28 protein-coding genes are annotated in these 26,860 nt (G+C 37.5%); 9 read left to right on the plus strand and 19 right to left on the minus strand.

Annotation, left to right across the window (positions count from 1 at the left end; translation table 11 throughout):
- Nucleotides 1-145: 145 nt before the first annotated feature.
- Nucleotides 146-2,248 carry a ferrous iron transport protein B gene (gene feoB / locus FAZ19_RS08115; RefSeq protein ID WP_136820208.1) on the minus strand — a complete coding sequence of 701 codons (2,103 nt, stop codon included), beginning with the start codon at nucleotides 2,246-2,248 and terminating at the stop codon, nucleotides 146-148.
- Nucleotides 2,248-2,487 (minus strand): FeoA family protein, encoded by a 240-nt coding sequence (locus FAZ19_RS08120; protein ID WP_136820209.1) that lies wholly within the window; start codon nucleotides 2,485-2,487, stop codon nucleotides 2,248-2,250. Before FAZ19_RS08120 ends, feoB begins: the two co-directional genes overlap by 1 nt.
- 116 nt (nucleotides 2,488-2,603) lie before the next feature.
- Here FAZ19_RS08120 and FAZ19_RS08125 point away from each other — a divergent pair, with 116 nt between their 5' ends.
- Nucleotides 2,604-3,065 (plus strand): MarR family winged helix-turn-helix transcriptional regulator, encoded by a 462-nt coding sequence (locus tag FAZ19_RS08125; protein WP_136820210.1) that lies wholly within the window; start codon nucleotides 2,604-2,606, stop codon nucleotides 3,063-3,065.
- 28 nt (nucleotides 3,066-3,093) lie between these two features.
- Here the strand turns inward: FAZ19_RS08125 and FAZ19_RS08130 are convergent, their stop codons facing one another.
- Nucleotides 3,094-3,690 (minus strand): phosphatase PAP2 family protein, encoded by a 597-nt coding sequence (locus tag FAZ19_RS08130; RefSeq protein WP_136820211.1) that lies wholly within the window; start codon nucleotides 3,688-3,690, stop codon nucleotides 3,094-3,096.
- A 174-nt stretch (nucleotides 3,691-3,864) separates the two neighbouring features.
- On the opposite strand from FAZ19_RS08130, the gene glmM reads away from it, so the two are divergent.
- Nucleotides 3,865-5,247, plus strand: coding sequence for a phosphoglucosamine mutase (gene glmM / locus FAZ19_RS08135; RefSeq protein ID WP_136820212.1), 1,383 nt, complete (start codon nucleotides 3,865-3,867; stop codon nucleotides 5,245-5,247).
- 459 nt (nucleotides 5,248-5,706) lie between these two features.
- Here the strand turns inward: glmM and rlmF are convergent, their stop codons facing one another.
- Nucleotides 5,707-6,615, minus strand: a complete 909-nt coding sequence (rlmF, locus tag FAZ19_RS08140) for a 23S rRNA (adenine(1618)-N(6))-methyltransferase RlmF (protein ID WP_136820213.1) — start codon at nucleotides 6,613-6,615, stop codon at nucleotides 5,707-5,709.
- 210 nt (nucleotides 6,616-6,825) lie between these two features.
- On the opposite strand from rlmF, the gene thrS reads away from it, so the two are divergent.
- From thrS to rplT, 4 genes are all read left to right on the plus strand, one after another.
- Nucleotides 6,826-8,751: a threonine--tRNA ligase gene (gene thrS / locus FAZ19_RS08145; protein ID WP_136820214.1), complete on the plus strand. Its 1,926-nt coding sequence runs from the start codon at nucleotides 6,826-6,828 to the stop codon at nucleotides 8,749-8,751.
- A 48-nt stretch (nucleotides 8,752-8,799) separates the two neighbouring features.
- The gene (gene infC / locus FAZ19_RS08150) at nucleotides 8,800-9,324 is read left to right on the plus strand and encodes a translation initiation factor IF-3 (protein ID WP_373287723.1); all 525 of its coding nucleotides are present in this window, start codon (nucleotides 8,800-8,802) and stop codon (nucleotides 9,322-9,324) included.
- Between the two features lie 34 nt (nucleotides 9,325-9,358).
- On the plus strand, nucleotides 9,359-9,559 hold the full coding sequence (gene rpmI / locus FAZ19_RS08155) for a 50S ribosomal protein L35 (RefSeq protein ID WP_136820216.1): 201 nt from the start codon (nucleotides 9,359-9,361) through the stop codon (nucleotides 9,557-9,559).
- Nucleotides 9,560-9,663: 104 nt separating this feature from the next.
- Nucleotides 9,664-10,008 carry a 50S ribosomal protein L20 gene (gene rplT, locus FAZ19_RS08160; RefSeq protein ID WP_136820217.1) on the plus strand — a complete coding sequence of 115 codons (345 nt, stop codon included), beginning with the start codon at nucleotides 9,664-9,666 and terminating at the stop codon, nucleotides 10,006-10,008.
- A gap of 84 nt (nucleotides 10,009-10,092) precedes the next feature.
- Here the strand turns inward: rplT and rimK are convergent, their stop codons facing one another.
- From rimK to FAZ19_RS08185, 5 genes are all read right to left on the minus strand, one after another.
- Nucleotides 10,093-11,025, minus strand: coding sequence for a 30S ribosomal protein S6--L-glutamate ligase (gene rimK, locus FAZ19_RS08165; protein WP_136820218.1), 933 nt, complete (start codon nucleotides 11,023-11,025; stop codon nucleotides 10,093-10,095).
- Nucleotides 11,026-11,072: 47 nt separating this feature from the next.
- On the minus strand, nucleotides 11,073-11,504 hold the full coding sequence (locus FAZ19_RS08170; protein ID WP_229707381.1) for an ATP-dependent zinc protease family protein: 432 nt from the start codon (nucleotides 11,502-11,504) through the stop codon (nucleotides 11,073-11,075).
- A gap of 6 nt (nucleotides 11,505-11,510) precedes the next feature.
- A complete protein-coding gene (locus tag FAZ19_RS08175; RefSeq protein WP_136820219.1) occupies nucleotides 11,511-12,689 on the minus strand; it encodes an AIR synthase related protein in 1,179 nt (392 codons plus the stop codon).
- Nucleotides 12,690-12,905: 216 nt separating this feature from the next.
- The gene (locus tag FAZ19_RS08180; protein ID WP_136820220.1) at nucleotides 12,906-13,385 is read right to left on the minus strand and encodes a DNA-deoxyinosine glycosylase; all 480 of its coding nucleotides are present in this window, start codon (nucleotides 13,383-13,385) and stop codon (nucleotides 12,906-12,908) included.
- A gap of 105 nt (nucleotides 13,386-13,490) precedes the next feature.
- On the minus strand, nucleotides 13,491-13,991 hold the full coding sequence (locus tag FAZ19_RS08185) for a ribonuclease H family protein (RefSeq protein ID WP_136820221.1): 501 nt from the start codon (nucleotides 13,989-13,991) through the stop codon (nucleotides 13,491-13,493).
- A gap of 163 nt (nucleotides 13,992-14,154) precedes the next feature.
- Between FAZ19_RS08185 and FAZ19_RS08190 the strand changes: the two genes are divergently transcribed.
- The gene (locus FAZ19_RS08190; RefSeq protein ID WP_136820222.1) at nucleotides 14,155-15,984 is read left to right on the plus strand and encodes an alpha-L-fucosidase; all 1,830 of its coding nucleotides are present in this window, start codon (nucleotides 14,155-14,157) and stop codon (nucleotides 15,982-15,984) included.
- An 11-nt stretch (nucleotides 15,985-15,995) separates the two neighbouring features.
- On the opposite strand, the gene FAZ19_RS24455 is transcribed toward FAZ19_RS08190, so the two are convergent.
- Together FAZ19_RS24455 and lon are read right to left on the minus strand one after the other, a co-directional pair.
- On the minus strand, nucleotides 15,996-16,505 hold the full coding sequence (locus tag FAZ19_RS24455) for an FUSC family protein (protein WP_136820223.1): 510 nt from the start codon (nucleotides 16,503-16,505) through the stop codon (nucleotides 15,996-15,998).
- A gap of 101 nt (nucleotides 16,506-16,606) precedes the next feature.
- Nucleotides 16,607-19,078 (minus strand): endopeptidase La, encoded by a 2,472-nt coding sequence (lon, locus tag FAZ19_RS08200; protein ID WP_136820224.1) that lies wholly within the window; start codon nucleotides 19,076-19,078, stop codon nucleotides 16,607-16,609.
- Nucleotides 19,079-19,385: 307 nt separating this feature from the next.
- Here lon and FAZ19_RS08205 point away from each other — a divergent pair, with 307 nt between their 5' ends.
- Both FAZ19_RS08205 and FAZ19_RS08210 read left to right on the plus strand, forming a co-directional pair.
- The gene (locus tag FAZ19_RS08205) at nucleotides 19,386-20,054 is read left to right on the plus strand and encodes a CDC27 family protein (RefSeq protein WP_136820225.1); all 669 of its coding nucleotides are present in this window, start codon (nucleotides 19,386-19,388) and stop codon (nucleotides 20,052-20,054) included.
- A 261-nt stretch (nucleotides 20,055-20,315) separates the two neighbouring features.
- A complete protein-coding gene (locus FAZ19_RS08210) occupies nucleotides 20,316-20,627 on the plus strand; it encodes a HopJ type III effector protein (protein WP_136820226.1) in 312 nt (103 codons plus the stop codon).
- An 82-nt stretch (nucleotides 20,628-20,709) separates the two neighbouring features.
- Here FAZ19_RS08210 and FAZ19_RS08215 read toward each other — a convergent pair whose 3' ends face one another.
- From FAZ19_RS08215 to FAZ19_RS08250, 8 genes are all read right to left on the minus strand, one after another.
- Nucleotides 20,710-21,540 (minus strand): VOC family protein, encoded by an 831-nt coding sequence (locus tag FAZ19_RS08215; RefSeq protein WP_169305608.1) that lies wholly within the window; start codon nucleotides 21,538-21,540, stop codon nucleotides 20,710-20,712.
- Between the two features lie 187 nt (nucleotides 21,541-21,727).
- Nucleotides 21,728-22,168, minus strand: coding sequence for a VOC family protein (locus FAZ19_RS08220; RefSeq protein ID WP_136820228.1), 441 nt, complete (start codon nucleotides 22,166-22,168; stop codon nucleotides 21,728-21,730).
- Between the two features lie 72 nt (nucleotides 22,169-22,240).
- The gene (locus tag FAZ19_RS08225) at nucleotides 22,241-22,615 is read right to left on the minus strand and encodes a MauE/DoxX family redox-associated membrane protein (RefSeq protein ID WP_136820229.1); all 375 of its coding nucleotides are present in this window, start codon (nucleotides 22,613-22,615) and stop codon (nucleotides 22,241-22,243) included.
- A 15-nt stretch (nucleotides 22,616-22,630) separates the two neighbouring features.
- Entirely contained in the window at nucleotides 22,631-23,050 is a 420-nt protein-coding gene (locus FAZ19_RS08230; protein ID WP_136820230.1) for a VOC family protein, read from the minus strand.
- Between the two features lie 288 nt (nucleotides 23,051-23,338).
- Entirely contained in the window at nucleotides 23,339-23,797 is a 459-nt protein-coding gene (locus FAZ19_RS08235; RefSeq protein WP_136820231.1) for an SRPBCC domain-containing protein, read from the minus strand.
- 80 nt (nucleotides 23,798-23,877) lie between these two features.
- The gene (locus tag FAZ19_RS08240) at nucleotides 23,878-24,450 is read right to left on the minus strand and encodes a pentapeptide repeat-containing protein (protein WP_136820232.1); all 573 of its coding nucleotides are present in this window, start codon (nucleotides 24,448-24,450) and stop codon (nucleotides 23,878-23,880) included.
- A gap of 8 nt (nucleotides 24,451-24,458) precedes the next feature.
- Nucleotides 24,459-25,037 carry a Crp/Fnr family transcriptional regulator gene (locus tag FAZ19_RS08245; protein WP_136820233.1) on the minus strand — a complete coding sequence of 193 codons (579 nt, stop codon included), beginning with the start codon at nucleotides 25,035-25,037 and terminating at the stop codon, nucleotides 24,459-24,461.
- Between the two features lie 29 nt (nucleotides 25,038-25,066).
- A complete protein-coding gene (locus FAZ19_RS08250) occupies nucleotides 25,067-26,752 on the minus strand; it encodes an RluA family pseudouridine synthase (RefSeq protein WP_136820234.1) in 1,686 nt (561 codons plus the stop codon).
- Nucleotides 26,753-26,860 lie beyond the last annotated feature (108 nt).

Raw genomic sequence — 26,860 nt, forward strand, 5'->3', positions numbered from 1 at the left:
ACTTCGTTTTATCAAAATTGCAGCCACAGCCTTTATTGCAACTACCTTGTTGATTTTTAGACGGGAAAAATCTTTTCGCTACATATATTACGGCTCCTACAAATACGCATGTGATGATTAAATATTGAATAGTTTCCATATTAATTTACTTTAAAAGTTGATAAGCTACCAATGCTACCAAATACGCTAGCCCCGTCATAAACCCTGTTTGTATCAACGTCCATTTCCAGGAGCCTGTCTCTCTTTTTACAACGCCGATTGTTGCCATACACTGCATTGCAAAGGCATAAAATAACAACAACGATATTCCGGTTGCAAAATTATACGTGGGCTTACCCGTATTACGGTTTATTTCACTTTTCATTCGCCCAAATAGCGTTTGTTTTTGACTTTCATCTTCGATATCTATGTCTTCTCCTAAGCTATAAACTACGGCCATAGTACCGACAAATACTTCTCTTGCGGCGAATGAGGCGAGCAAACCTATCCCTATTTTCCAGTCGTATCCTAATGGTTTAATCGCAGGTTCAATCCCACGTCCCAGGTAACCCAAGAATGAGTATTCAGTTTTGTAAGCGGTTACTTCATTGTCTATTTCTTCTTGCGAAAACTCAGGATTGGCTTCGGCAATATATGTTTCCGGATTTGAAAATCTGTCATTAGGCCCAAAATTTCCTAATACCCATAGTATGATGGAAATGGCCAAGATTATCTTACCCGCTCCAACTAAAAAGCCTAAAGATTTTTCCCACACGGTATTCAACACGTTCTTCCAATCCGGAACTTTGTAAGTAGGCAATTCGAAGATTAGAAATGATTTCCGAATTGATTTTATTATCTTATTGAGGATAAGCGCAGATAATAAAGCTCCAACTATACCTAATATGTACATTCCAAATAGTGTAATGCCTTGTAAATTGAAGCCGAGGAACGTTTCGTCTGGAATAACAAGCCCAATAATAACAATATATATTGGAAGTCTAGCAGAACAGGTCATAAATGGTGTAACCAAAATCGTTAATAGTCGTTCCTTGGGGTTTTCAATATTGCGTGCAGACATGACTGCAGGGATCGCACAGGCAGCACCCGACATTAGTGGAATGACAGATTTTCCATTTAATCCAAAAGGCCTTAACCACCTATCCATCAAAAATACCACCCGACTCATATAACCGGTTTCTTCCATGATAGCGATAAATAGAAAAAGAATTACAATCTGAGGAAGGAATATGACAATCCCTCCAATACCAGCGATGACTCCGTTTATCAATAGCGAACTTAAAGGCCCTTTCGGTAATGTCGCTGCTATCGCGTCAGATAAAGAAACAAAAAGGGTGTCTATACCATCCATTAACGGACCAGCCCAACTGTATATAGCTTGAAATATAAGGAAAAGGAGCCCGAAAAATATGACATAACCTAATACGGGATGTATTAATAGGTTGTCAACTTTTTCTGTTATAGATAATCGTTTGTTTTCTTTTTTTAATATAATAGATGCTAGATTTTTTGCGATCTTATCATGTCGAGATATAGATTCATCTTTTTGCAATTCTTGGATATCTAACTGATGAGATTGACGTATTCTTTGCAAAGCAGATCTTTTCTCCAAAGAAAGGTTGCTTATGCTATTTTGAGCCAAGTATTGCCACGTTAGATACTCCGTTGCTAACGGGAACACCTGTTTGGCGTCGTGTAATGCGTCTTGATATTTTTGAGGTAAATCAAATGCACCAAAGTAAGGCTTTAATTCGATATTGAAGTTTTGTATTAATTGATCTATGCCTTCGCCCGATCGTGCATTGGTTTTTAAAACTTTGGTTTGTAAATAGTTTTCGAGTGCCGGATAATCTATATGCAGTCCCTTTTGGTCAACTTCATCGATCATATTAACGACAAAAATAGCAGGCAAGCCTAATTCACGAACTTGTTGGTATATCACTATGCCTCTGTTGATACTCGAAGGTTCAGTGACAACTACGGTCAAATCCGGAAAATCTTCGTTAGTTTGGTTACTTAAAATATTGAAAACAACCTCCTCGTCTAACGAACTAGGAAACAAAGTATAAGTCCCCGGAAGATCAATTATTTTATATTCAGTTGTATTTGTCTTTAATGTACCAATGCGCTTATCTACCGTGATTCCGGGATAATTGCCGACTTTTTGATTTAATTTAGTTAATCTATTAAATAACGAAGTCTTTCCTACATTGGGATTTCCTAATAAAGCTATTGTTTTCCTCTTCATTATATCCTACTAATCAAAATTAAGTTAGCTTCCTTTCTACGAATAGCAATTAACGAATCTTGTTCGATGATGTTTATACACATTGGCCCTTTTAAGGGAGCTATATGTTTTATTTCGATGGGAGCCCCTGGCGTGAACCCTAGCTCATAGAACTTAGCAGGAAGTTCATTACTTTTAAATGAGTGAATTGTTGCTTTTTCACCTTTTTTTAATTTGTCTAAAGTAATATTGTTTTGCATTTTGTATCTTAGATAAGATATTATTATTCATTAGAAATGTCCAAATATAATCAAAATGCGCGGCTTACCTTGGTAAAATCTGTCACACTTTTGTTTTATTTAGAATTATTATAAATATGAAGATTAACGAGCTAGTGAAAGTCAAAAAGTTTAGAGATGAGTGGCATAAAGCAACCGTAAATATCATCTATACAAATAACTGGATTATAAGAAATTTAGAGCAACGAGCAAATAAAAAGGACATTACACTTCAGCAATTTAATGTGCTCCGAATTCTAAGAGGGCAATATCCCAAAGCTGCGTCCAATAACCTTTTAAAAGAAAGAATGATTAACAGCACACCCGATATATCAAGATTGGTGGATCGTATTGTCGCAAAGGGCTTAGTAATGCGTGCTAAAAATAGTAAGGATAAAAGATCGGTCGACCTAAAGATTACGGAGAGAGGTCTACAACTTCTCGACGAGATCGAAGAAGATATGATGTTAAGGGATTTAATTAACAGTAATATCACGGAACAAGAGGCTCTTCAGCTGAGTAATCTGCTCGACAAATTTCATGGAGCTAAGGATAAGTGAAAGTAATTATTAGAAAATAGTGCAAAACTCATATGGATATTTTTTCGTCGATATTTTTGTCTGCAAATCTCGGCAGTAACCTTATGAAGAGATTTCCATTAAGGATGCCTATTATCGTACCGAAGATAGCTCCACATAAGACGTCAAAAGGATAATGTACACCTACGTATACTTGAGAAATTGAAATTAATGCAGCCCACGTAATTGACAGCCACAAGGTGTGTTTCCATCTTCTTCGGAACAGTACAATCCAAAAAAAAGCCATAGCGAAGTGATTCGTAGCATGTGAGCTTGTAAAGCTATAGCCCGAACCACATCGAACCCGAAGATTAATATCATGCTTGAATTCTATATCATTGCAGGGACGAAGACGCTTTACTGTATTTTTGATAATGTGAGATGAAATAGAATCAGAAATGCCAAAATTAATTAGCGTACAGATTACAATTGCAATACCGAATTTACCATAGTTTTTTATAAAAAAAATGATTAGAAATAAATAGAGCGGTGCCCACGTGTAGGGATTTCTAAGTATAGGGAGTAACCAATCAAATACGAGATTACTTATTCCCTGATTTATTGTCAGGAATATTTCTTTATCTAATTCTATAATCTGCTGCAACATGCTAGTGGCTTTATCCGATAAAAGTACATTATTTTATAAGGAATAAAAAAAAGTAGAAACTGTTTATATGCGCAAGGTTACAACAAAATTACATTTTCATACTGAAATATTGAAGTATCTATTGTAAATTCTCATTATTACCTTATTTTTACAACCATTATATATTAGAAAATTATGACTTTAATTAAATCTATATCTGGAATTCGAGGTACTATAGGTGGAAGATCAGGTGAGTCGTTAACCCCGATAGACATTGTTAAGTTCACAGCGGCTTTTGGCAAGATTTTAATCGGTAAGACCGGGAATAAAAAAATAGTAGTAGGAAGAGACGCTCGAGAATCTGGAGAGATGGTGAGTAATCTTGTAATTGGGACATTACAAAGTATAGGCGCTGAGGTGGTCAATTTAGGCTTGTCTACAACCCCTACTGTAGAAATAGCTGTGCCGCTTGAAAAAGCGGCAGGAGGAATTATTCTTACTGCTTCACATAATCCAGGACAATGGAATGCTTTGAAACTGCTAAATCACGAAGGAGAGTTTATTTCTGATGTAGAAGGTAAGGCCGTACTTGAATTGGGTGAAAGTTTAGATTTCGATTTTGCGGAGGTACAGGATTTGGGTGGAGTCGTTCTTGATCAAAGTTACTTACAGAAACATATAGATGCTGTATTGGCTCTGGAGTACGTAGATGTCGAAGCGATAAGGAGGGCTAATTTTAGTGTAGCTATTGATGCCGTAAATAGTACAGGTGGTATATTTATCCCTGCGTTGTTAGAGGCGTTAGGCGTTCAGACCGTATATCAGATTCATTGTACGCCAAACGGAAAATTTCCACATAATCCTGAACCTCTTAAGGAGAACCTGACGGATTTATCCGTTGCCGTATTACAACATGGTGCTGATCTTGGAATCGCTGTCGACCCGGACGTCGACCGTCTCGTATTCATGATGGAAGATGGAGAGCTTTTTGGCGAGGAATATACGTTAGTTGCAGTAGCCGATTATATCCTTCAACATACAAAAGGTAATACTGTGTCAAATCTTTCATCTACTAGAGCCTTACGGGATATAACACAAAAACATGGTGGAGAATATTTTGCAGCAGCAGTCGGCGAGGTAAACGTCGTGACTAAGATGAAGGAAGTGGATGCAGTGATTGGTGGAGAAGGAAATGGTGGTGTGATTTATCCTGCTTCTCATTATGGACGTGATGCACTGGTCGGGGTCGCAATTTTCTTATCACATCTGGCCAAGTTAGGCAAGAAAGTTTCACAGTACAGAGCCGAACTTCCGCAGTATTTTATGTCTAAGAACAAGATTACGTTAACGCCTGAATTAGACATTGACAACTTATTGGCTAAAATGCAGTCAAAATATGCCCATGAAAATCATTCGGTTATAGATGGATTGAAAATCGATTTTGAAGATGAATGGGTACACCTTCGTAAATCGAATACGGAACCGATTATCCGTATTTATTCCGAAGGACCAACTCCTCAGGCAGCAGAAGCAATTGCGAAACGGATTATTGCCGAGATGAAAGAAATCATTGGTTAAGTGTTGTAAAATACACGATTTTTTTGCCGGGAGCACTGAAAGTATATGTATTCAGTGCTCTTTTTTTTGAAAGTTTTTGTTGTATTTCAATGAGTCGACAATATAATATTAGACCAGTGTTATCTCAAAGGTCTGTTTAATCACCAGAATTATTCTTGTCCGTTTTGTTTTAGTTAGTCGATTCTTAAAAAGCTGTAACTGCCTTTTTAAGAATCGACTAACTAAAAACTAGCAAATTTCCGTACACTTACTGAATTTAGACGTACACTTCGTGCATTTAGACGTACGTCCTGGCGTGAGGTGTATGCTTCGTGGCAGGAGAGGTACACTTCGTGCGACCGGATGTACCTCATTTCGGGTGTGAGGTACGTCATCTGTCGAGAAACGTATGCCTCAAAAGGACTAAGCTCCGGTAGCTTTTATGTCCCAAATTTTGCATCTTTCAGATAAAGATCCAAACTACCATTTCCACGCTAATATACGTGATGTTTTTTGACCCTGTTTCATTTCGATGATTTCGATTTTGGAAACTTTGTGATATTCTAAAATAGATATAAGCGGTTTTAAATGATCTTTGCTAGAAACTAAAGAAGTAATCCAATTTAGATTTTTCTTAAATTCCATACTTTCATAAATGAGTTTACTGATGAAAGCTTTTTCGCCTCCTTCATACCATAGCTCATTGGCGTGGCCGCCGAAGTTTTGAACCGGTAAAGCGTCTTTCTTTTTGTTCAGGTTGTCGAATTTTTTGGTGGTACTTTTCCAATGTTCTTCCCTTGAACCGTAATATGGCGGATTGCCCATTACGACATCAAATTTGTCGTTGTCGTATATTATGCCCGCAAGAATTTTATTTTTATCGTCTTGAAAACGTAGATCGATCTGCTTTTTCAACCATACATTTTTACTGATATTAATTTCGGCGTGGTGGATGGAAGTTCTATCGATTTCTGTTCCTACAAATTTCCATTCATATTCTTGAGCACCTATCAATGGGTAGATCAGACTCGATCCCGTTCCGATATCTAAGATATTTATTTTTGGTCCTTTTGGAATCTCACCGTCATTCTCAGAAGCCAATAAATCGGCCACGTAATGCACATAATCTGCTCGTCCGGGGATAGCCGGGCAGAGACTGTTCTTTGCTGTCTCCCAGTGTTTTAGCTTATAATCGGTTAATAATATGGATTTATTCAGTTCAAAAACGGCCTTAGGGTCAGAAAAGTCAACGGTTTCCTTGCCAAAATCATTGATAAATATATGCTGTTTAAGTCCTGCGTATCTGCTGCTCAACTTTTTTAAATCGTATCCTGATTGGTGCTTATTCCGAGCATGTAGTTTGGGAGTGGATTTTGCGTTATTAGCCATCTATGTGTGTTTTGATGCAAAGGTACTGTTTAGATTTGAGATGTAAGAAAATCTAGAGATTAGATGTTATTTCCCTTTCTATCCTGCTAAATATTAGGTAGCTTTGCAACCTATTAATTCATAGAATCACTTGATATTTAACAGTATAATTGTGCATACTGATTTCAAGGGTTTCTTTAACTTTAAATAATTTAAAAATCATAGTTGTTCATGATTAACATTACACTCCCTGACGGCTCGGTACGTCAGTATGAAAAAGGTATTACTGCTATGCAAGTGGCCCTTTCTATTTCCGAAGGTTTAGCAAGAAATGTATTGGCAGCAGAAGTAGACGGCGAAGTTTGGGATGCCTCTCGTGCTATTGAAGAAGACGCTAGCGTAAAATTATTGACGTGGAATGACGATAAAGGTAAATCAACCTTTTGGCATTCTTCTGCTCACTTGTTGGCCGAGGCTTTGGAATCTCTTTATCCCGGTATCAAATTTGGAATCGGTCCTTCTATCGAAACCGGTTTTTACTACGATGTAGATTTTGGTGATCGTGAATTTTCTTCAGATGATTTTAAACAGATCGAAGATAAGATGTTGGAATTGGCGAAGCAAAAAGAAATCTTTGAGCGTAAAGCCGTTTCCAAAACAGATGCATTGTCTTATTTCACTGAAAAAGGAGATGAATATAAACTGGATCTCATCAAAGACCTGGAAGACGGGAAGATTACGTTTTATTCGCAAGGGAATTTTACAGATCTGTGTCGCGGTCCTCATATCCCAAATACAGGGTTTATAAAAGCAATAAAACTTACAAATGTAGCCGGGGCGTATTGGAGGGGGGATGAAACCCGCAAGCAATTGACCCGTATTTATGGAGTCACTTTTCCTAAAGCTTCCGAACTTTCAGATTATCTGAGATTTATCGAAGAGGCTAAAAAACGGGATCACCGCAAATTGGGGAAAGAATTGGAGTTGTTTGCTTTCTCTGAAAAAGTGGGAGCTGGACTACCGTTATGGTTGCCAAAGGGAGCGGCTCTACGTCAGAAATTACAGGATTTTTTACAGAGGGCACAGCTACAGGCCGGTTATGAACCGGTGATCACACCGCACATCGGAAATAAGCAGTTATACATTACTTCAGGTCACTACGAGAAGTATGGCGCTGATGCTTTTCAACCTATTCATACGCCAGTAGAGGGAGAAGAGTTTTTCTTGAAACCGATGAACTGTCCGCATCACTGTGAAATTTATAAAACGAAACCTCGATCATACAAAGAGTTACCGGTTCGCTTTGCTGAGTTTGGTACTGTGTATCGATATGAACAGTCGGGTGAGTTGCATGGTCTAACTCGTGTACGTGGTTTTACACAAGACGACGCCCATCTGTTCTGTCGCCCAGATCAAGTGAAAGAAGAGTTCAAAAAAGTGATTGATTTGGTGCTATACGTTTTTGGAGCCTTGGGCTTTGAGGATTATACCGCTCAAGTCTCGTTACGTGACCCGAATAATAGAACAAAATATATCGGCACGGATGAAAATTGGGCGCTAGCCGAGAATTCAATAATTGAAGCAGCCGCTGAAAAAGGGCTAAATACGGTAGTGGAATATGGCGAAGCTGCATTCTATGGTCCTAAACTAGATTTTATGGTGAAGGATTCGTTGGGGCGTAAGTGGCAATTAGGTACCATACAAGTTGATTACAATTTGCCAGAACGTTTTGAATTGGAGTATACAGGTAGCGATAATCAAAAACATCGCCCCGTAATGATTCATCGGGCACCGTTCGGTTCATTAGAACGTTTTGTCGCAGTATTGATCGAACATTGTGCGGGGCAGTTTCCATTATGGCTTGCGCCTGAGCAATTTATCGTATTGCCCGTTTCAGAAAAATATGAAGATTATGCACAAAAACTTTTAGAATCGCTAAATAATTCCGATATTCGCGGTCTGATTGACCTTCGTGATGAGAAGGTTGGTCGTAAAATTCGTGACGCCGAAGTTAAAAAATTGCCTTATATGTTGATTGTAGGCGAAAAGGAGATGGAAAGTGGCACAGTTTCTGTTCGTAAGCACGGGTCAGTAGATTTGGGTTCAATGACCTCTGATGAGTTTAGAGAAGTATTAATTAAAGAAATAACCGTTTAAATTTTTAAACATTTGGCATTAAAAAGACCGAGTGGTCCAAGACCACCAATGAGAAAGAAAGAACCAGATCACCGCATTAACGAACATATTCGCGTGCCTGAGGTACGTTTAGTGGGAGATAATGTGGAACAGGGGGTTTTCTCTACGCGCAAAGCATTGGAACTAGCCGATGAATTGGAACTTGATTTAGTGGAGATTTCGCCAAATGCTGTTCCGCCGGTTTGTAAAATAATTGACTACAGTAAGTTCGCTTTCGAACAAAAGAAGAAGCAAAAAGAAATTAAAGCTAATGCAAAACAAACTGTCATTAAGGAGATCCGTTTCGGACCTAATACCAGTGAGCATGACTTTGACTTTAAATTGAAGCACGCCGTCCGCTTTTTAGAAGCAGGAGAGAAAGTACGTGCATACGTACATTTTAAAGGTCGTGCTATTGTATTTAAAGAGCAGGGAGAGATATTACTGCTTCGATTTGCACAAGCATTAGAGGATTATGGTAAAGTAGAGTTGCTGCCGAAATTAGAAGGTAAGCGCATGTTCTTGACCTTAGCTCCAAAGGCTGCTAAAAAATAGAAAATCTAACAGATTGATATAAAATTTAAGTATTATGCCAAAAGTAAAAACCAATTCCAGCGCGAAAAAACGCTTCAAATTGACTGGAACAGGTAAAATTGCAAGAAAGAATGCCTTCAAAAGCCACATCTTGACTAAGAAAACTACCAAACAAAAACGTAACTTGACAACAACTAGTTATGTTTCTGATGGTGATATAGGTAACGTGAAACGTATGCTAGGTATCGGTAAATAAGTTTTATCATCATTATTTATTAATAACATTTTTTTTAACCGGGTATCGGGTAGTAAGATTGCTGAGAAACGTAACACCTTGTACCAAACTAAAATTTTAAAATTATGCCACGTTCGGTTAACGCAGTAGCTTCGAGAAGAAGAAGAAAAAGAATCATGAAATTAGCTAAAGGCTATTTCGGTTCACGTAGCAAAGTATACACTATTGCTAAAAACACAGTAGAAAAAGGTTTGCAGTACGCTTATCGCGACCGTAAAACTAAAAAACGCGAGTTTAGAGCTTTATGGATTCAACGTATTAACGCAGGATCTCGTCAACACGGAATTTCATATTCTCAGTTGATTGGTAAATTAAACGCTAAAAATATTGGACTAAACCGTAAGGTTTTAGCTGATTTAGCTTTAAATAATCCAGATGCTTTTAAAGCAGTTATAGACGCAGTAAAATAGAGTTTTAACCCCGCAAATCAATTTGTTAGATATAGAAAAAGGAACCTAATTGGGTTCCTTTTTTTATTGTATCTTAAATTATAACTATAATTTGCTTTCCTTCTTGATTGTGCGTTTTACGATGGGTTTTGATAGCTGTTTAGCTTCATACTGTCTTTCTAGATATTTTATAATTTCGCTAGCTATGTCTTTATGTGTGGCTGTTTCAATTCCTTCTAAACCTGGAGAAGAGTTTACTTCTAAAATTAAAGGACCTCTATCGGAAGGTAACATATCTACCCCTGCAACCGTTAAGCCCATAGCTTTTGCGGCGGCGACAGCTGTTTCCCTTTCATTCCGCGTCAATTTAACAATTTCTGCTGTTCCGCCGCGGTGCAGGTTTGAGCGGAATTCACCTTCTTTAGCGGTACGCTTCATCGCTCCCACAACTTTCCCATCTACTACGAAGGCACGAATATCGCTACCTTTTGCCTCTTTAATGTATTCCTGAATGAGAATATTGTTTCCCAAACCGTAAAAAGCCTCAATTACAGAAGATGCTGCTTTCTTTGTTTCAGCAAGCACCACTCCGATACCCTGCGTTCCCTCTAAAAGTTTGATGACCAGAGGGGCTCCGCCTACCATACTAATCAAATCGTCAACGTCCGAAGCCGTACGTGCAAACCCTGTTATTGGAAGCCCGAGTCCTGCACCGGAAAGGATTTGCATACAGCGTAACTTATCTCTAGAACGTGTGATGGCTTGGCTAGGGTTGGCTGAAATAACATTCATTACTTCAAATTGTCTTACAATAGCTGATCCATAAAACGTAACAGAAGCTCCGATTCGAGGTATAATAGCATCTATGTCGGCTATATCGTGACCTTTGTAATGTATACTCGGTTTTCCTTGTCGGATGCCAACGTAACATTTGCTATGATCAATAACAATACATTCGTGACCGCGGGCTGATGCAACTTCTACAAGTCGTCGGGTAGAATATAAATGTTTGTTCGTGGATAATACGGCGATTTTCACAAAGAGTTGTTTATAATTAGTAACAAAGATGAAAAAGATAAGTTTGATTAAAAGTTATTCTTAGCCAGGTACTTTTGAGAAACATCAACCAGAAATTTTTGGTTGATAAAGTTTCTTCCTAATAACATTGGATAGGACATAGATGAACGATCTCTTAATGAGAGTTTGATGTCAAATAAACGATTAAACATTCTAATCTTAGTGATAAAAATATGTCTGGTTTCTGTCTGCCCGAAAGAGCTTTTTACGACGCGTTCGCGGTGTACAGGAAATGTCAATGTTAGAATTTCTTCTTCCTCTAAATGCGGCTTAATGTGACAGGTAATGTAGCGGTGCCCTTTTTTTTCAAATACCTTAAAATCTTCACAATGTAATACAGAAGTTTCAGCACCAGTGTCTACTTTAGCGTGAATGTTATACATGCCCAACTCGGGCAGATCCACAATTTCATGACGTCCAATGATGATTTTTTGTTTCAAACCTATTTATTCGTATATGAATTCACCATATGGCGAACTAATGGTAACCTTTTTTTTGTCTGAGGCTTCTACACGACCGATAATTTGAGCAGGAATACCGAAAGAGTCCGAAATGGCAATGATATCGGCAGCAACCTCTTCCGAGACGTATAGCTCCATGCGATGGCCCATATTGAAAACTTTATACATCTCCTTCCAATCTGTATTCGATTGTTTTTGAATAAGGTCAAATAACGGAGGAAGAGGGAATAAGTTATCTTTAATGATATGCATACTGTTTATAAAGTGTAGTACTTTCGTCTGCGCTCCGCCTGAACAATGTACCAGACCATCGATTTGTTTACGGTATTTGTCTAATATCTTTTTGATAACAGGAGCGTAGGTACGGGTAGGCGAAAGAATCAATTGTCCAGCTGTGATCTGCTCTCCGGTTTCCACCGTTATTTTGTCAGTCAACGCTTTTCCACCTGAGAATACGAGTTCATAAGGTACAGCAGGATCATAGCTTTCTGGATATTTCTCAGCTACTGCTTTATTAAACACATCGTGGCGTGCCGAGGTTAGTCCATTTGACCCCATTCCACCATTGTACGCTCTTTCGTAAGTAGCTTGGCCATTCGAGGCTAAGCCTACAATTACATTTCCAGGCTTAATGTTGTGGTTAGAAATCACATCTTCACGTTTCATTCGGCATGTTACCGTACTGTCTACGATAATCGTACGCACCAAATCTCCAACATCAGCAGTTTCCCCCCCGGTGGAAAAGATACCGATACCTAATTCGCGTAATTCTGCCAGTATTTCTTCCGTACCATTGATAATTTCTGCAATAACTTCCCCAGGAATGAGATTTTTATTACGTCCAATGGTCGAAGATAGCAGGATATTGTCGATAGCACCAACACAGATTAAGTCATCTATATTCATGATGATTGCATCTTGAGCAATGCCACGCCATACAGAAGTGTCTCCTGTTTCTTTCCAATACACGTAGGCCAAAGACGATTTCGTGCCCGCCCCATCTGCATGCATAATGTTACACCACTCCACATCTCCGCCTAATATATCTGGTATAATCTTACAAAAAGCTTGAGGATAAAGACCTTTGTCGATATTTTTTATAGCATTGTGTACATCCTCTTTACCAGCGGATACACCTCTTTGATTGTATTTTAAATCTGACATTTCAGTGCAAAAATAAACAAACTGAACGACTATTGGTAAACTTTTTATTCTCCCCTTGTGCCACTTGTTTCCCACATCAGCAACGCATGCTTACACACTCCGTATTTTCGAAGTTTTTTGTCAGGCGGTATCGTCAATTGTGTCATCTGTTCGTGCGTTAAGATGGAATAAAAGGTCCTCAATAAATTATTGTTAATATATAGAGAGGTCATACCGCTAATTTCTAATAACTGACCATGCTGTCACTAATTTTTCTAATGTAAATTTTGCATTGGCCGGACTGGTACTCGGTAAGGTATGGTAGCTGATTTGAGGTATACGTTGGAAATACTTGTCATATAACTTTTGTGCCTTTTGTCCGTTGAAACAGATCTTTTTTACAAAAACGTGCTTTTTTAGTATATCGTGAATGATATTTGGATGTTCATTTGATATGGCCGTATCCATACTTCCTTGTCTTATTGCTGTTGCACAAACGTCCCATAGTGCAATCTTATTCTTATATAACAGGTCTATCCTGTCCTTATAATCTATCGAAAACTCTTCGTTTGTTAATCGGAATAATACCTTCCAAAATCGATTTTGAGGATGCGCATAATATTGTTGATACGCTATAGAAAGATCGCCGGGCAAGGAACCTAAAATCAGTACAGTAGCTTCCATATGCAATATAGGAGGGAAGGATTGTTTGATCATCTTTTATATTGTAAATTATATAAGATCCGTAAAAAAGCGAATGACCCCTTATTTTAAGATATCTTTGAGATACAAGAGTAGAACGGTGTTCTTGTTTGATTATTGCTAGCGGGCAATCTGTTCTTCCATTTCGAAGACTGAATCAATTTTCCAATTTGTTTTATCTTTAGAGGCTGCTACCGCCAACTGATCACAACGCTCGTTTAAAGGATGGCCAGAATGTCCCTTTACCCACACTAAATTTACATCGTGAAGTTTGTATGATTGTATTAATCGCATCCAAAGGTCTTTGTTTTTCTTTCCTTGAAAGCCTTTTTGGATCCAACCATATACCCACCTCTTTTCGATCGCATCAATGACATATTTCGAATCAGAGAATATGGTCACTTTTTGTTTTATATTCCTTAGCGCTTCTAGTCCAACTATTACGGCCAGCAATTCCATACGATTGTTGGTCGTTTTTCTAAAACCGCCCGAAAACTCTTTTTCGATTAGTTTTCCTTGAAATTCAGGATTCAAACCTTGATATACCGTTCTTAAAATCGTTCCGTATCCTCCTGGACCGGGATTTCCGCTTGAGGCTCCGTCTGTATATAATTCAATCATCCGTACAAAAATACACTTAATCTGAATATAATAATCTCTTATGGATATAAATGAAAGAATAATCTACATATACTTAATGAGATTATAATTGCAAATAGAAGCGAATTATCAGAGTTTGAAAATGCTATAAATTTGATTATTTTCACAGATTAAATAATCATGTATGAATCTACGCAAACTCTTTACCGGACTCTCGTTTTTAGTGTTAAGTCTGGGGATAAATCTGCAGGCTCAGAACAATTCGGAAAGGAAGATGGAATGGTTTGAAGACGCAAAGCTTGGTATATTTATTCATTGGGGTATATATTCCGTTAATGGTATATCTGAGTCATGGGCGTTTTTTAATAATTATATTAGTCATGCAAATTACATGAAGCAATTAGATGGCTTTACAGCTTCTAATTACAATCCAGCGGAATGGGTGGATCTGATTCAAAAATCTGGTGCCAAGTATACCGTCATCACAACGAAACATCATGATGGAGTATCCTTATGGGATAGTAAAGCCCAACATGCCATTACTACGGTACAAAATGCTGCTGCAAAAAGAGATCTATTAACACCTTTTGTTTCTGCTTTAAAAAAAACAGACTTAAAAACGGGCTTATACTACTCGCTTCCCGATTGGAGCCACCCATGGTATAATGTCTATACGCGTACAAAAAAACGCTATAGTCTTGAAGATGAGCCGCAGCGGTGGACTGATTTTGTCGATTATTATCAATTACAACTTTGGGAGCTTTGTAATGCCTACGAACCTGATCTGATTTGGTTTGATGGTGATTGGGAACATACTTCTGAAGAGTGGAAGGCTTCACAAACTCTATCACGTTTGAGATCCCATAACCCGGATATTATTATTAATTCCAGGTTGAATCATCACGGAGATTATGAAACTCCAGAACAGGGGGTACCTGTCACTAGACCGAAGAATAGATATTGGGAATTGTGTTATACAATGAACGACTCGTGGGGATACCAGTCTTTTGATACACACTATAAAACTCCGAATATGATTGTTCGTACACTCGTTGAATGTATTGCGATGGGTGGAAATCTGCTGCTTGATATCGGGCCAAAAGAAGACGGAACTATTCCTGAGCCACAAGTAGCCATATTGAAGGAACTGGGACGGTGGACTGCGAAACATAAAGAGGCTGTCTATGAAACCAGAGAGGGATTAGCATCGTTATTTTTAAGGGACCGGAATGCGTTTTCTAAAGATGGGAGGACTTTGTTTGTATATTTGGAAAATGTGAAAAATGAAATCCACATAAGCGGGTTGCAAACGAAACCCAAATCAATTCGGATGATAGGGACATCTGAACCAATTATTCCTAATTATGATGGATATCAGTTGCGTCTTTCATTACCCCATAGCAATTTTGACCCCGCTGTTACAGTTGTTGCTATTGAATTTGATGAAAAGCCTGAATTCCGCCTCGACACAGTTAAAGATGTACCCACGGTGCAAGGAGTTTTGAATATGGAGGATGCTTCACAATCTATTTCAATGTTAGCTAAATGGACTGATGCTGGAGCAAATCTGTTAAAAGGTAAATTAAGAAGTGATGGGAGTGAAATAGATAGCACTTTAAAATTTGGAAATAAAAGTTTAAAGGAATGGGTATTGAAACACGCAGAAGTATTGCATAATGCGCATGCTGGTATAGAATCTGGACATTACACAGGGATGACAGCTCTTTCAGAAGATAAACAGACCTTGTATTTGTTTGTCGAAGGTAAGCCGACAGGACCTCTAGCAGTAAAGGGATTGAAAAATAGTATAGCGCGTATTCGCATTGTGGGCGAAGGTTCCATGCTAGGTCATGATATTTTCAATAAATTGTATTGGTCACCTGTTCCTGGTATCGTATATATAAACCTGCCAGAATCTAGATTGGATAATGATATAACTGTTGTTGCAGTTTTATTAGATAAATATATTGAATTATACCGTGAGGATGTGGGAGCTATAGAAAGTAATTTGTAGATATAGATTTTCTAATATTTAATTCCGTATTTGCGTTTAAAATAACGGAAAATTATGGACGTAAATACCACTATTAATAAACCTACTATACACCCCAAACCCACCGATAGAAAACGGAAAATTGGTGTAATATTCATAGCAGTGTGGTGCGGCTGAACCATAATGATTAACAGCGCTACTACTGCCACTCGAGCCATATTCATTACATGAAATAGTCGACAAACTATGATAGTCAATATTATTCCAATAATAATATTGTAAATGTTTGATTCGTGTACGAACAGACATGCCATTGCTACAGAAGAACCAATAAGGTTGGATTTAAACCGTTCAATAGATAAGCGCCTCGAATCTTTTTCTTCAGGAGATATAACTAGAATAATGGATAATAGCGTCCAGAATAGTTCGAATTGAGGGTAGGAATTGTACAAAGAGAAACCTACCAAGAAACCAATAAGACATCGTAAGGTATAAACTAATAAAGGCGAAGAAACGAATCGTTTGATGAATTTGTCAATCATATCACTACGATACAAAATTAGCTTTTCTTTTGGAAGAATGGCTTACATATTATTTTTATTTGGAAAGCCATCAAAACTTATTTTTGATGGCTTTCCAACTTTTATTTCTTCTCGGCAGATTCTCTTTCTAGAACTTTAGCATTTTTCACTTTATTTTTGAGCAAAGCTAACTCAATTACTTCTGACATCTCACTTACATAATGAAATGTAAGATCTTTAATATAATCTTCTTTTATTTCTACGATATCCTTTTTATTGGATTTGCACAGGATGATTTCCTTAATGTTAGCACGTTTTGCGGCAAGTATTTTTTCTTTAATCCCCCCCACAGGCAATACTTTTCCCCGAAGTGTAATTTCTCCAGTCATTGCTAACTTCTCCTTTACTTTGCGCTGTGTAAATAGAGAAGTCAATGCGGTAAGCATGGTGATACCCGCCGAAGGTCCATCTTTCGGTGTGGCTCCTGCGGGAACGTGCACATTCACGTCCCATTGATCAAATATGCCGTAATCAATACCAAATTCTTCTGCATGCGAGCGAAGATAAGCCATCGCAATAGCTGCGGATTCCTTCATCACATCACCTAAGTTACCCGTTAAGCTCAACTTGCCTTTTCCTGGACTCAAGCTCGATTCAATAAATAAGATGTCGCCACCTACTGAAGTCCAAGCCAATCCAGTAACAACGCCTGCTACTTCATTATTTTCGTAAAGATCCTTGTCGAAAATTGGTGCACCTAATATCTCTTCCACGATAGGGGCGGATATACTTGCGTTATAGGGTTTTTCCATCACGATCTTAGTTGCTATACCGCGTACTACAGAGCCTATTTTCTTTTCTAAGCCCCGCACACCAGATTCTCTTGTATACTCCTCAATTATTTTTTCAATAACTTTAGGAGATAATGATACATCTTTGGTGTTCAGACCATGCATTTCACGTTGTTTTGGTAATAGATGCTTTTTTGCAATCTCTATTTTTTCTTCAATCGTATAGCCGTTTACTTCGATAATTTCCATCCGATCAAGCAATGCTGGTTGGACGGAATTTAATGAATTTGCTGTTGCAATGAACATCACTTTAGACAGATCGTATTCCATTTCTACGTAGTGGTCATAGAAATTAGTGTTTTGTTCCGGATCTAATACCTCCAATAAAGCAGATGATGGGTCGCCTTTAAAGTCAGAGCCTATTTTATCTATTTCATCTAATACAAAAACTGGGTTTGAGGTTCCTGCTTTTTTTAGTGACTGAATGATACGACCGGGCATCGCACCAATATAGGTCTTACGATGGCCGCGAATTTCAGCTTCATCACGTACTCCCCCCAACGCCATACGCGTATATTTTCTTCCTAGTGCACGTGCGATAGACTTTCCTAGAGAAGTTTTTCCTACTCCAGGAGGGCCGACCAAACAAAGTATAGGCGCTTTCATATTGTTTTTAAGTTTCAATACGGCGAGGTATTCTATAATACGTTGTTTTACCTTTTCTAGTCCGTAGTGATCCTTATCTAATATCTTAATGGCACGGTTTAGGTCGAAATTATCCTTTGTGTATTCACCCCAAGGTAGATCCAAAAGCAATTCTAAATAGTTCAATTGTACAGAGTAATCGGCCGCAGCAGGGTTGATACGTGCTAATTTTTCACTTTCTTTATGAAAATGCTGCTTCAACTCTGGAGACCACTTTTTCGCTTTAGCTCTCTTTTTTAACTCTTCCATCTCTAAATCCGGTGTATTCCCACCTAATTCTTCTTGGATTGTTTTCAATTGTTGATTGAGATAATAATCACGTTGTTGCTTATCCAAATCTATCCGGACTTTGTTTTGGATCTGGTTTTTAAGCTCTAACATCTGAATCTCAGTCGTCAAATGTTCCAATAATAATTTGGCACGTTTTACAAAATCTTTCATTTCCAAAAGATCCTGCTTGTCTATCATTTCAAGAGATAAATTTGAAGATATAAAGTTCACTAGAAACGTAGGACTTTCGATGTTTTTTATCGCAATGCCAGCTTCGCTAGGGAGGTGAGGAGAAAGTTGAATCACTTGGAGCGCTAGCTCTTTGATGGAAGAAATCAACGCTTTAAACTCTTTGCTACTGGTTTTTGGTTTATCCTCTGGGAAACGTTCAACTTTTGCTTTAATATAAGGTTCTGATTGAATTAACTCTATAAGTTTGAAGCGCTGCTTACCTTGGATGATTACTGTGGTATTCCCGTCAGGCATTTGCAGGATTTTAATGATATTTGCTACTGTACCAACTTTGTATAGCTGATCAAAGTCTGGGTCTTCAATATTCATGTCCTTTTGAGAAATCACTCCAATAGTCCGATTTCCTTTATATGCGTCTTTTACCAGTTTGATAGACTTATCTCTTCCTACTGTAATCGGTATTACAACGCCCGGAAATAAAACGGTATTGCGAAGAGGAAGAATGGATAGGTCTTCAGGAATATCTGCTTTACTCATTTCGTCTTCATCTTGTTGACTTAGCAAAGGAAAGAATTCTGTATCTTCACTAATCATCGGTATAGCCTGGTTGAAGTCGAATGTGTCAAATTTGCTCATCTATATGTTATTTGATTAATCCGACAAGATGTCAGATTGTTTAGTATAAAATCTTTAATAAACTATGATTGCTTATAGTGCAAGTCGGATGCCAAGTTGAATATTTGGTATTATTTATGCTATATTAAATTCGATACTGCTAAAACGTCAGAAAACAATCTAGATTGGCATAATTTTCATAAACGTAAAAATAGCGATTATCGAAGTAACAATGAAGAATGTGGAAATGTTTATAAATATTAATTGTTTGCTTAAACTTAATCCGGCATTTTTACTCTATTACATATAAACTATATAAAATAAGGATATGAATTTAAAATTTGTGGGTACTCATTTAAGAACATTAAAACTCGGAATTGCTACCTTAGCGCTAGCAATAACTACTATATCAGCCCACGCACAGCAAGAAGAACACAGTAATCCTAATGTCCGTCTTGGGCAAAAAGCGCTGTTAGATGGCGACTTTAGAAGCGCAGCCTCGCATTTAGAAAAAGCTCTTCCCGCAGAAAGTAAAGATCCCAATGTGTTGTATTTGTTAGGCTATTCACAATTTCATAATGGTGATTATGTGAAAGCCGCTTCATCATTTAGCAAAGTCATTGCTTTAGATAGCAAAAATGCAAACGCATACTATTATAAAGCAAAAGCAAATAATAATTTGGCCATTGCGAAAGAAAGTAAATTATCGTTAGCTCAAAAAGGACAGTTGTTAACTTCATCTATCGATGATTATACTAAAGCAATTGCTGTAAATGTGAATGACGCTAAATTATATCAAAATCGTGCTATCGCTTATCGTGATCTAGGAATTTTAAAAGGTACTTCGGGAGCGGCAAATTATGATAAAGTAGCTGCAACAGATGCTTACAATAAAGCGATCGTAGATTACGAAAAAGTGTTGACTTACGATGCTGCTCGTAAAGATATCCAAACGGAAGTAAAAAAAGCAAAAGTGTATAGAGATAACTTAAAATAAGCTGTTCTTGTTTATGGTTAATCAGGCGAAAATATGTTGGTTTTCGCCTTTTTTTCTGAAAGCGTCTACTTCTCAAAGGCCATCAAGAACTTTCATTTCTGTTGGTGATTTAATGGACCATGAAAGTTTTGTTTATATCCCAACATTACCTAAGAAACCAATATTAGTTTATGTAATTCCTTTGCAATAGCTATATGCTTCCCAGCGCCCATAGGTGAGTTTTTTCAACTTTGTTTACTATCTTTGCATACAAACAACGTTATGATTCAGGAATTAATACAGCAATTACAGAATAAGAAGGCAAAATTTTCGGATGTATTAGCGTTTATCGATGAACGATACTCATATACTCCGACAGCTTTTACAAACGGTAAACAATATAATACTGAAAATGAAAATCAGGGTAGTGCAAAGGTTTTCTCTTTTGCACATATAAATGGTTTGTCAAAAGAGGATACTTTACTTTTATTCGCAGAACATCGAGACGCTGTATTGTCATCCCCTGATGGCACCGATCATCAAAACATTCGTCAATTTATTTTAAACGGGTGGGAAGGCGTGAAGCTTAGTTGAGGTGTTTTATTAAATTTCTCTTCTTGATAATTATGCATTAATCTGGCTTAGGAATTCAATTTGTTGAGTCAGTTTTTCCTAATCATTGTGCATTTTGCAATTCTGAAATTACCAATTTTTTCATTTGTTGTAAAGCAGCGCTAGCGTTTGGATTTTCTGCTAATACAATATTGAGATTTTTCGGAACTATTTGCCAACTCACTCCAAATTGATCTTTGCACCACCCGCATTGACTTTCGGTACCATCGTGCGTAAATGTTTCCCAATAATAGTCTATTTCATCTTGATTTTCGCATTCGATAACAAATGATACCCCCTCATTGAAAGTGAAATCTTGTGAAACAGCACTGTCCATCGCTCCAAATATGAAATCGTTAATAATAAATTGAGCATGCATAATTTGGTTTTGGATAGCGCCTTCTGAATAACGTTGAACTGCTCGTAACTCAAAATTTTTAAAAATGGATTGATAAAAAGAAAGCGCATTTTGACAATTCCCCTGTTGACTATACCCAAACATGAGTGTAGGGATTATTTTTTGATGATTTACCTGGTCAATATTGCCCAGGTAAATCTGCCAGTTTACACCATATTGGTCTGAAACCCATGCGTACCTTTTACTGAACGGATAGCTCTTCAAAGGCATCAACACATTTCCTGCTGCGGTTATTTTGCTATACAGGTTATTTACTTCCTCTATCGTTTCACATACTACCATAAAGGAGATTGAGGGGTTTGGTAAATATAGTGGTCCACCATTTATTCCAATAAAATGTAGACCTCCAATGTTGGCGCTTACGACAACCGGGGTCACGTCAAGGATTTCACTTCCTGAAAATAAGGTAGTATAAAATTCCAAAGCTTCTTTAGCTTTGTCGTCAAACCAAAGAGCAGGGTAAATTTCCTTTTTCATGTTTTTTTCGGCAAAAGAACTATAACATTTAGCCAAGAAAATCAAATCGTATATCATCAGGTATATTGATAAGGGGTGTCTACAAGGCCGCGCAAGATTGATTTACGAGATCTGTTGACTGTTTGAATCTCGAATACTAGATTTCTCTAACAATAGTATGCTCAGAAAAAGAGAATTTTAGTAATCGTTACATTTTTTTGTTTCCCTCGTAATGTATCATCCAAGATATCCCATATTTGTCTGTAAATGAACTAAAAAGTTCTGCCCAGAATTGTTCTCCCAGTGGCATTTCTATATTTTGAGCGTCAACAGATAACGCTGCATAAAGCTTCGTTGCCTCTTGCGGAGTATCCGTATCTAGCATAATGTAAGTATTTGTTCCGGGGATAGCTTTCTGATTAAAACCTTCAAAACAGTCTGATCCCATTAACATCGTCGAATCATTTAGGGCAATAGCGGTGTGAGATACTAAATTTTTAGCCTCGTCGGGTAGGGGATATTCAGGATCAGAGGGCATGTCGCCGAAACGGTAGATGCCTGTGTTTTCGGTATTGAAAACCTGTTCGTAAAACTTAAATGCTTCTTCGCAATTGCCATTAAAGTTTAAATAAGCGTGTATTTTAGTCATGATTTTAAATGTTAGCTTTTGAATTGATCGTATTTTTTTGTGTTAATGAGCGATAAATAATGGAGTAGGTAGTTAGTTGTTAATCATTGGCTTGTATTTGTGTCTTTCGTCAAATAAGATATATAAATTGATTAGAAATAATACGCCTGCTATCGATAAAGTGGATGGGGAATATATTGCATTTTGTAAGATTACACCTACCATAATAGGGAAAATCATTATTGCACCTAAGGCTCGTGTTTTTGGAAAAATAAACAGGAGACCTCCCAAAACTTCTATAAAACCTACCAAAGGTAATAACCATTTTATACTAGCGATTGCTTCACTAACTTTTAATAATTCACCCTCTAGCGCTGGGGCGGGCATGTACATAATAAATTTATTAAGCCCCGCATTCACGAACATGGCGCCAAAGAGTATACAGATAATATATTTAAAAATTTTCATTCTTTATCATTTAGGTTATTGTTGATTATTGTAGTTTATCATCCAGCAGATGCCATATTTGTCCTTGAATGAACCGAAGTAATCGCCCCAAAACATATCTTGGAGTGGCATTTCTATTTTACCGCCAGCAGATAAGCTGTTAAAAATACGATCGGCCTCTTCTCGACTATCTGGTGCGAGGGAAATATAATTATTATTGCCAGGATGTAACTCATACCCAGCAGAAGGTACGCAATCTGACGCCATTAATGTCTGTCCATTAGCGAGTGGCAGAGCAACATGCATCGCCCTATTTTTTTCCTCTTCTGTAAATGATTCGGTACCTGGAGCTTCAGACATTTTTTGAATAAATAGCTCTCCGCCGAAAACCGTTTGATAAAAATGGAAAGCTTCTTCCGCATTTCCGTCGAAATTGAGATAAGGATTAATTAGCATAGTAGTAATTTTAAAATATTAGTTTGTATTTTGAACATCAACTTCTTTTGATAAGTTTAGTGAAAATATCTGATAGTTTTAAGTGCTTCATATACATTGAATATGACCGTAAAGTTCGGAATACGTTTGACAACTATATGTCAGCAGCAGAAAAATAATAAATCTAATCGATCTATACCTTATTTGTCGATTTAGCATATTTTGATATATTAAGACCTCCTGTTAAGTTTAAGATCAAAAATACAATCCATTCCTGTCACAAATCTTGCCATAGGATAAGTAATCTTTTTATTCATTATCCCTCATAAAATCAAAAGCTCCTTTTCTCAGATTGATACCGTATTCCAAGTAGGCTTTTAAGCAGGCTAAGAAGTTGGCCCAGCCTTCAGATTGTCCTATGGCCTGTTGGATGCCATTGTCATCAACATTCATCTTTCTTTCTTTGATGCGTACTACAGTAGAGTTGTTTTTCCGTGGTTCGAGAAAGATCTCAACAAGCATGTCATCCGTACCACCGCTCCAGTCGAAGGATATATAACTAAAGGGTTGGATTTCTTTAGCTTCTACTGGAAAATCTCCCTCAAACTCAAGAAAACTCCATTTAACTATATTAGAAGTCTCTAGTCTACCTGTACTTTTTGAAATGAAGTAGTTAGACATTTTCTGGGGATCTATAATTGCTTCAAAAACTTCTGCTATAGGTTTTTGAATTTGAAGGGCGGCTTTAGCGAAGAGATACTTTTCCATGATTGTTTCAATTTTAAAGATAACAATTCAGGTAATATTTGGTTTTTGCTTAATATGTAAGCAACGTTGCCGCCGCATTTTCAATTGATGTTGATGTCATATTTTTCTAGTAGTCCCGGTACACCTACCAGAGAAAATTTAGCTTTTTTGAGCTTATTGTTATCGGGGTCAATGGTATAATTGTAGGCAGATCGGAAGTCTACTTTTTCTAGTATGCTTTGAAAAAATTTGCTATGCAACAGATTGCAGTTGTCAAAAACGGACTGCGTAAGATTACATTGCTCAAAGTCAACCTCCTTTAATTCACAAGTTTGAAAAATTGTCTTTTTGACAACAGTTTTGTAAAATGAAGAGTGATCCAGCAAGCAGTTGTGGAATGTGAAAGATAAATTGAAAGGGTTGCATAAGTCAAATCGCATGCCCAGCATTTTGCATTCTTTGAAAATGTCGCCTTGCAGCGTAACATTCTGCATATCTGTAAGTGATAAATTACAACGGAGAAATTCACAATTTAAAAATCGAAATTGAGAAAGATTTTGACCTTCGAAGTTGCAATTCTCAAATCGACAGTTTTCATATTGAGCAAAACAAAGTTTTTTGATTCCAAAGTCTTCGTGGAAGAAAGTTACATCTTCAATTATCGGATAGGGCATAAAAAATACTATATATGAGATACTTCTTTTCGTATACGGCTTAACGAGGTGTCCGTTACACCTAAATAAGTTGCGATATGTTTTAATGGAGCTTGTTGTATGATCTGCGGATTTTTCTGAATAAGTTGGAGATAACGTTTTGCGGCGGGTAAGGTGATCATCTCTGTCGCTCTCAACTTACTTTTGTACAATTCGAAAGACATCCACGCTCGTCCCCATTCTCTAAATGCAGGTATTTGATGAAATAACTCTTGAAAATCATCATATTTGATCTTCCAAAGCGTACAATCCGTTAGGCATTGGATATATTCATGTGTAGGAATACGCTGGAAAATAGAAGCAACTTCAATTACAACTTCATTATTTCCAACAAAGCCTGTTGTTATCTCATTACCTTCATAGTCATGAAGATAGTTGCGCACCAGACCATTTTCTATAATGAAGTATTCATTTGCTACATGGCCTTTTTCCAATAGAAAATCTCCTTTTGAATACGTAAGTTTGCTGTGCGCTTTAAATATTGATTTCAAATCTTCTAACCGAAAAAGTGGGTGCTGATACGCATATTTTAGAACTTCTGTAGCCATTGTTAACATTTTAAAACTAAAGTACTAAATTAAAACGGATCTGCTACTTCAAATTTAACTAGTTTTAGAGATATTGGATGAACAAAAGAAATAAACCCTGCATGTAAATGAAGCCTATTAGCTCGTGTTCCATATAAGTCATCCCCTACAATAGGCGTGTTTAAGCCAAGTTGGTGTGCGGAGTGAACACGTAGCTGATGGGTCCGTCCTGTTTTCGGAAAATAATGTACGCGCGTTTTTCCATTTTCTATATTCACTACCACAAACTCCGTTTGCGCCGGTTTTCCATGTTCATAACAAACTATCTGACGAGGCCTGTCATTCAAATCGACACGTAGCGGTAAGTTAATTCTTCCGCTCGTTTGCGCAATCACCCCATCTAGCAGAGCTGTATACCGTTTCTGTACTTTATGATGGATGAATTGATCTTGAATATACTGATGGGCTTGTTTGTGTTTCGCAAGCACCAGTATGCCTGAAGTAGACATGTCTAATCGGTGGATGATTAACGGTCCAGTAATATTGGGGTCGCGTGCGGCAATTCTTTGCTGTACACTATCTTGAATATGTATACCAGGTACAGATAAAAATTCTGTTGGTTTATTGATAACTATTAGATGCTCGTCTTCAAATATTATTTCCAAATCTTTATCAATAGCTGGGTTCTGTAACATGGGGTTCTTGTCAATTTCTAATCCTTGCAACATATGGCCCAGAATAGGCTCACATTTACCGCGACATGCGGGATAGAAGCTTTTATGTTTACGCACTTCAGAAGAAGGTGAAGCTCCCCACCAAAATTCAGCTATGCATAGTGGCTTTAAATCATTTTGATATGCGTATTGCAACAATTTAGGAGCTGCACATTCTCCAGCACCTGCAGGCGGCATAATGTTATTCGCTTCGTCGAAAATATCCAAAACATTTTTACTCTCTTTATGCGCATTGAGGAATTGATACTGATCAAAAAGTTTATGCTGTAAAGCAGCGGATTTTAGCTTTCGGATTTCTTTCAAGCTGGCGATTTGTCTTTGAAGCTGATCTAACGTTACTTGTACACGCTCTATGTCAGATTTACAGAGTGCCTTCAATACATCATATTCATGCTGATCGCGGTAGCTCTGTTTGATCAAATCAATCTCCACTTCTTTGTATTCCAATTCATCGAGTAAGACTTTCTGATTTTTCCGTATCTGTTTGCGCTCCGCTTTATTTTGCTTATGTAAAACACGCATTCTGGCCAACTTAACCGCTGCAGCTTCATTTGCTTCTTCCAAATTAGCAATCGCAGATTTAAGTGTTTCACTAGCTTCAAGTTTTTCGATTTTTCTATTCAGTTGATTGATAGTCGACTCTTCCTTCAAAAAGAATCCGTCGTCATCCAACATATCAAAAATAGGAGGGACGAAATAGTGATGTCTATTTGTGCCGGCGAGTTTACCTGAACAGGCTGCTAGATAACCTATTTCGGCAGAGGATGTCTCCACTACAAGCACGCCAAACATTTTTCCAATCTCGGCTCCTTCCTGTCCTTCATTCAATCCGAAATTGTGGATGAAATCATCTTGTTCCGCCAAGTATCTTTGCAACTCTTTGGCTGCTAAAACGCTCAACTTGTGAGGGTCGTAATAAAACGGAAATGTGAATTTTTGCGGTTTTTCAATACGAGATACGTCTATTGTAAACGAATGAAAATAAGAGGGAAATGACCGCATAATGTAATTTATTGTGTGCCACAAAAATAGTAAGAATAAGGAGATTTATGATAATTAAATGTAGTTCGAATGAGCGCATTTTTTTATAAACACATAATTAGATCAGTT

It is taken from the genome of Sphingobacterium alkalisoli (assembly GCF_005049105.1).
In the GTDB taxonomy this organism is placed as follows: domain Bacteria; phylum Bacteroidota; class Bacteroidia; order Sphingobacteriales; family Sphingobacteriaceae; genus Sphingobacterium; species Sphingobacterium alkalisoli.